This is a genomic window from Pseudomonas antarctica (genome assembly GCF_900624995.1).
GTDB lineage: Bacteria > Pseudomonadota > Gammaproteobacteria > Pseudomonadales > Pseudomonadaceae > Aquipseudomonas > Aquipseudomonas antarctica.
Genome location: NZ_UYXQ01000183.1, coordinates 1 through 5,577, shown reverse-complemented (window position 1 = coordinate 5,577; position 5,577 = coordinate 1). Strand labels below are relative to the sequence as shown.

Genomic DNA, 5,577 nt, shown 5'->3' with positions numbered 1-5,577 from the left:
AACCTGTGGGGGTGCCGTTAACACTCAGTTTCAGCAACCAGGGGAGCGTATCGGTGCCACAACTGATGGTGTAGCCGACCCCTCTGCGGTATTTCTCACCATCGACACGCTTTACCCCGACATCACCAAAATCGACTTCAATCGTGTTGCCGGCATCGATCGTGCACGGCGGAGGCTCGTTCAGGGTTCCGCTGAACGTCAGGTTGGCCGACGCACCACTGCACAGACCGATGGAGCACAAGGCGAGCAACGCTCGCTGCTTGCAAAATGTCATTGATCATTCCTCTTCATTGATAATCGACCACAAGGGTGGCGGTCGCATCAAATGCCCCTCCCGTCAGCTTGCTGCCCTCGCGCTTGACGGGAACCGCCTGCACGGCTGGGATGTTCGGGTGGGTAAAATTCACAGCAGTATTGAGCGGCCAATCTGCGCCATTGACGAACAGCTTCACGCCAAGATCCGTCTTGCGCGTCGACAACACACGGCTGTCAAACGCGGCCCCCGTACCTTTGAGTTCCAGGGTCAATGCGTTGCTGTAAGGGGAATCACAGGTGACCGTGTAGGGCACATCGCGACGGTAGTTGACCCCGTCAATCCGTGAGGTCAGCAGGTCATTGCCAAACGGCACATCCAGTGTGCTGCCGCTATTAATCACGCACGGCGGCGGTGCAATGATGACCGCGCGGATGGTCAGGTTGGTCTGGGCCTGTACACCCAGGCTTGCGGCCCACAATAGGCCGCTCCCGAAAACGATGGCCCAGGGGCCATTTGACTTAGCCATTGTTCTGCCCTTACTCATAATTGAGCCTGAAATCCACCACGGCCTTGAAGGCTCCGCTGGTCAACGGCGCGGAGGTACGCGTGGGCTGAACGTTCCAGGTCTTTGTGCTGCCGCCCAGGGGCAAAAACAGGGGTTCACCCCTTGAGCCCAGTTGCACATTGCGCCCAAGGGCATCGGTCAAATACAGGCCCATCCCAGTGATGCCTTGCACCTTGACCAAGCGTGAATCATCGGCATCGGCAGGCGCGACAAACGCGACCGACAGCACCGGTTGAAAGGCGCTCCACGTCAGGTTCCCCGTGCGTTCATTGCGGATGCTGCCTGCGGTGCGGTTGCACTCGTTGAAGCGCAACTGAAATGCGATGGCGTTTGCCTGGTCGCCTGGCCGTTGCAGTTGGTTGGTCGACACGTCGCCCAGGTCAATGGTTTGATGCAGTGATGTCATCTCCAGGCTGCAGGGAGTTTCATGCATGGACCCGGATATGTTCAGCACCCCATTCATGCCCTCGATATCCTCGGCATGCGCGCGCCCCACAAAGGCCAGTAACAGGCCGCCCACGACCTTTACATAGTGCGATTTCATGACTTGCTCCGGCGGCAGGCGTTACGGGTTAAGCGGTGCTGCTTGCAAGTTCACCTTGCAAGTTTCACCACTGCAGGTGAAGGCCAGCAGCGGACGTCCGCCGTAGTCATTCACGTAGGCCAAATAAGGGCTGGTGCCGAGCGCCTGGGCAGTAGGCCCCAGGGTCAGTGAGCCTTTGGGCGGGACCATCAGTGGTTCGAAACCCGGCACGGTCTTGCCGTCCCTGGTGGTGCGCGCATCCACCAGGGTCACGAAGTAAGGCGTCGGGTTGTTCACCTGATAGCGCTCGCCTTGCCGGGTAAGGGTCAGCTTTTCCTGCCATGGGTTGGACAGGTCTTGCTGGCTGGGAGTAATGGCTTGCGGCCGGTAGAACAACTTAATCCGCGTCTGCAGCGCAATTTGCAGGGTGTTGGCCTTGTCGCTGCGCGGCGGAATCTCCCTCAAGTTGAAGTAGTAGACTGACTCTCGATCCTGCGGCAGGGACTTGGCGGCCGGTAATGCCTGAACTTTTACCTGGCTCTGTTTCCCGGGTTCCACGCGCTGAACCGGCGGTAGCACGATCAGCGGTGTGGTGATTTTCTGACCGGCTTCATCCTCGATCCAGCCCTGGGCCAAATACGGCAGTTGGGTATTGTTGTTCGTGATGTTCAAGCTGGTGGCGTCTTTGCCACCATCGAAAATCACTCGGGTACGATCCAGGCCAATCGCGGCGTTGGCGCTTTGGCTCAGGCTTAACGCCAGCAGTGCGACAGTGTGGAGTGTGAGGCGTGTGTTCAGCATCATGAGGAGGTGTTCTCCGTAGCGGTGGGCTCGCCGGTCAGCTGCGCCGGCTCGGACAAGGGTTGATCGGTGGCTACCATCCGGCAGCCCAGTTGCAGGGCGTTGGTCAAGCCATCAGCCGGTAAAGTGATGGGAAGCGTGAGGACGCATCGCTCGCTTCCGCCCCAACTGACGGTCATCTGCTCGCCGGCCTGAATGCCGCTGAGGTAGACACTGCCGCCGTCATTCACAATTCCGGTGTCTTGCTGCCTGGTGTTTTTCACCGTCGCGCCGAAGGGCGGCGAACTGCCGTCCGGCAGACGCAGGACCGCCATGGCCTTTTCGCCTGCAATCACTTCCAGGGATCGATAACCGATCGCCCCTTCGGTGAGCGTCAGTTGGGTGACGGATTGGGTCGCTTCAACGTTGTTTGGCAAGTTCTCCAAGTCAACGCTGGCCGCCGTACGCTGATAGCTGCTCAGATCGGAAATCACCGCTTTGCCGAAACCATTGCTGCGGGTTGGGGTGCCGTAGCCGCGCACAGGCACATCGGCTACACCACCGGTGTCGACCATCAGGCGAGTGCCGCCTGTGCTACTGGTGCGGTGCAGCGCTGCGCCGTAAGGCGTGAGCGTGCCACCGCCGCGAGCGGACATGCTGAGGTTGGTGCGGTTGCCTTGCTGCTGGCTGGCGGCGAGCGTGAAATCAGCCTGGTCACCGATGTGACTCAGATAACCACTGGCGGAGTTGTCGCTTGCACTGAGCTGGTAACTGTTGCGCTGATCAATGCGATCACTGTAGCGCGTCGATAGGCTATTCGTGCCGGCGGCCCTATTCGCGTCCACCGACAGTGTGCCGGTGGGGCCCAATGGCAGGCTGACGGTCAGTGCCATTCCATTGTCCTTATAGTTGTATTCAAGGGTGCGATACATGTTCAGGGACAGGCTCATGTTTTTAACGCTGCCGACATTGAAGTAGCGCGACAGCGACACGTTCCAGCGCTGGGTCGCCGGCCGAGTCCAATACGTTTGTTTGTTGTAACTGGCGTAGACGGTGGCCCCCAGATCACGAAACTGTTTGTTCACCGTGGCGGTATAAAGAGCCTTGCTGCCGCCAATAGGCTTCCATTGCGCTTGGTGGTCACCGTTTTCGTTGTACACCCCGCGCCCGGCGAGTTCGCCATTCATCCCGTAATAACGAGCATCCAGGTATTCACTCATGCTCAAGAAGTTCTTATCGGAAAAGCGGTAACCGGCGAACGTGACTTGGCTGTCGTACTCTTCAAAGTTCTTGGAATACTGCAGCCGATAGGATTTACCTGAGAGCGTTTCATTCCAGACATCGGCCTGGGACTGGGTCACATCCAGCGACACGGCGCCCAACGCGAGCAGGTCACGGCCAGCGCCGATGGACGCCGCGCGGTAGTTGTTATCCGTGATCCCGCCGCCAAATAGCGACCAGCCGTTGCTGATCCCCCAGGAGAACTCGCCTGTGCCGAACACGCTGCCATCACCGTTGTACTGCAGGTTTGAGGGCCGTCCAGTCGCCAGCTTGTAACGAACTTGCCCGGGGCGTGTCAGGTAGGGAACGCCTGCCGTGTTGAGCTGGAAGGTGTGTACCGAACCGTCCTGCTCTTCCACGCGCACATCCAGCGTGCCGGTGACGGCGTCATTAAGGTCCTGAATACGGAAAGGGCCTGCGGCAACCAGGGTTTCATACAACACACGGCCTTGCTGGCTGATGACGACCCTGGCATTGGTCTTGGCCACCCCGACGACCTCGGGTGCATAACCCCGCAAGTTCGGTGGCAGCTGGCTCTCATCCGAATTGAGTGCAGCGCCGGTAAAGCGGAAGCTGTCAAACAGATCCGAGTACAGGTAGTTCTCTCCCACCACCAAGCGCGCCTTCAGCGCAGGGATCGCGCGGTAGGCGTAGTAACGGCTCCATTCGAGCTTTCGATTACCGGCCGCGCCCTCCTTCTCGTTGTCGACACGCCCCTGCCAATCCGCCCTCAGGCGCCAGGCTCCGGCATTGGCCCCCAGTGTTCCGTTACCACTGATATTATTGCGAGACCGCTCGTTCTTCTGGTGGTTGGACTGAGCCGTCATGTTGTAGTCAATCAGCAGCCCCGGCACGCCCTCATCCCAGCGCGAGGGCGGGTCCCAGTTAATGGCGCTGTACTCAAGGTAGGCGTGGGGGAGGTTGATGTTCAGCGCGGAGGTGGCCAGGTCGCCACTGACTTCCATGCCTGGTAAACCTTGAATATCCAGGCACTCGCCGCCTTTCCACCAAGTAAGCCCGGCAACTTCGGATGCCTTCAGACCCAACTGTTCCACCAGCGCCTTGGATAAACAGGCCTGACTGCCTTTGGGTTCATTGTCGGGGGGGTAAAAGGTCACCGATTGCTCAGAAACAGGCTGGCCATTTATCTGCACCACCATCACGTAAGTGCCCGGCAGAATAAACCCGCTGCGTGCAAACTGTGACAAGTCGATATTGGTGCGATCACTGAGATCAAGTACGTCAGTATTGAACTCGATATCTGCGGCACCCAATGCAGTTCCCGCCAGCGATATCAACCCTCCAAAGAGGCCGGGGCGAAGCGTATGTTTGATCTTCGACGCATTCAACATGAAAGCAACCCATCAATGTTCAAAAGTATTCCAACGTGAATCGCACTGCGACGCGGTGAGCACCGGCTCCCAGCGGCAGCCCATTGCCGACCAGTCGAAGTATGTAGTTCAGGGTCATGTCACCTTCGGCCAGCGGATGCGGGGCCATCGGCTCACCCGGAATACTCTCCTCGCCCGTCGAATCCCAAATGTGAAAGGCCACCCCCTGCGAATCACCCAAGGCGGCAAATGAGCGGCCTTCTCGATCGCGGGGGCCGTCAAACATCACGCGCAGATGCTCCCAGTCAGGCAGGGTTGCCCCCGGCCGCGACGGGTCGGGACGAGTCAACGTGCAATTGACCAGACGCAGCTGGAAGGGGTGCGGCGCGCCTTCTGTGTTGCGTAGAAGTCGACCTATGGGTTCGGGATCCATCTCGATGGATTGATCTGCACTGGTCAATTCCAGCCCGCAGGCTGAGTCAACGACCACTCCACCCAGCGTGACGACCCCGGCGCCTTGCGCAGGTGTCTGCGCAAGAACATAAGGGTTGATCAACATCGTCAATGAAGAGGTGATAGCGAGACTTATGAATGTGTTCACCGTGATCTCCCATCAGTGCCCCCCGCCACCCTGAAGTGGCGGGGGAAAGACTTACTGATAAGCCAAGGTGAAGTTGGTGACTGCGCTGAAATCCCCCGGGACGATATCGCAGGGGGTGGCGCCTTTTACAAAGGCACCGAACTACAGAGTGTTATTGCCTGCGGCAATGGTTTGCGGCCCGGTGGGTGTTCCCAATACAATTGTGCTGCGGCCGGGGGTCAGCATTAGGCCGTCGCGGAC

General features: G+C 58.9%; 6 protein-coding genes and 1 pseudogene. All 7 read right to left on the bottom strand.

The genetic code is table 11. From position 1 onward, the window contains the following. Positions 1-274, bottom strand: a 274-nt coding sequence (locus E0F99_RS28555; protein WP_479725196.1) for a fimbrial protein, incomplete at its 3' end; no start/stop codon positions are given. Positions 275-287: 13 nt separating this feature from the next. After that, on the bottom strand, positions 288-782 hold the full coding sequence (locus E0F99_RS28550) for a fimbrial protein (protein WP_083358326.1): 495 nt from the start codon (positions 780-782) through the stop codon (positions 288-290). A gap of 10 nt (positions 783-792) precedes the next feature. After that, on the bottom strand, positions 793-1,365 hold the full coding sequence (locus E0F99_RS28545; protein ID WP_083358327.1) for a fimbrial protein: 573 nt from the start codon (positions 1,363-1,365) through the stop codon (positions 793-795). A 21-nt stretch (positions 1,366-1,386) separates the two neighbouring features. After that, on the bottom strand, positions 1,387-2,148 hold the full coding sequence (locus E0F99_RS28540) for a fimbria/pilus periplasmic chaperone (RefSeq protein ID WP_083358328.1): 762 nt from the start codon (positions 2,146-2,148) through the stop codon (positions 1,387-1,389). Next, a complete protein-coding gene (locus E0F99_RS28535) occupies positions 2,145-4,757 on the bottom strand; it encodes an outer membrane usher protein (protein ID WP_156795344.1) in 2,613 nt (870 codons plus the stop codon). The genes E0F99_RS28540 and E0F99_RS28535 overlap by 4 nt, the downstream gene beginning before the upstream one ends. A 19-nt stretch (positions 4,758-4,776) precedes the next feature. Continuing rightward, positions 4,777-5,337 (bottom strand): fimbrial protein, encoded by a 561-nt coding sequence (locus tag E0F99_RS28530; RefSeq protein WP_083358330.1) that lies wholly within the window; start codon positions 5,335-5,337, stop codon positions 4,777-4,779. Positions 5,338-5,388: 51 nt separating this feature from the next. Next, positions 5,389-5,577 (bottom strand): annotated as a pseudogene (locus E0F99_RS31330) (fimbrial protein); the annotation flags it as partial.

Coding starts and splice junctions, on each gene's coding strand:
- E0F99_RS28545 (WP_083358327.1), bottom strand. CDS start 1,365: ATGAAATCGCACTATGTAAAGGTCGTGGGCGGCCTGTTACTGGCCTTT.
- E0F99_RS28550 (WP_083358326.1), bottom strand. CDS start 782: ATGGCTAAGTCAAATGGCCCCTGGGCCATCGTTTTCGGGAGCGGCCTA.
- E0F99_RS28540 (WP_083358328.1), bottom strand. CDS start 2,148: ATGATGCTGAACACACGCCTCACACTCCACACTGTCGCACTGCTGGCG.
- E0F99_RS28535 (WP_156795344.1), bottom strand. CDS start 4,757: ATGTTGAATGCGTCGAAGATCAAACATACGCTTCGCCCCGGCCTCTTT.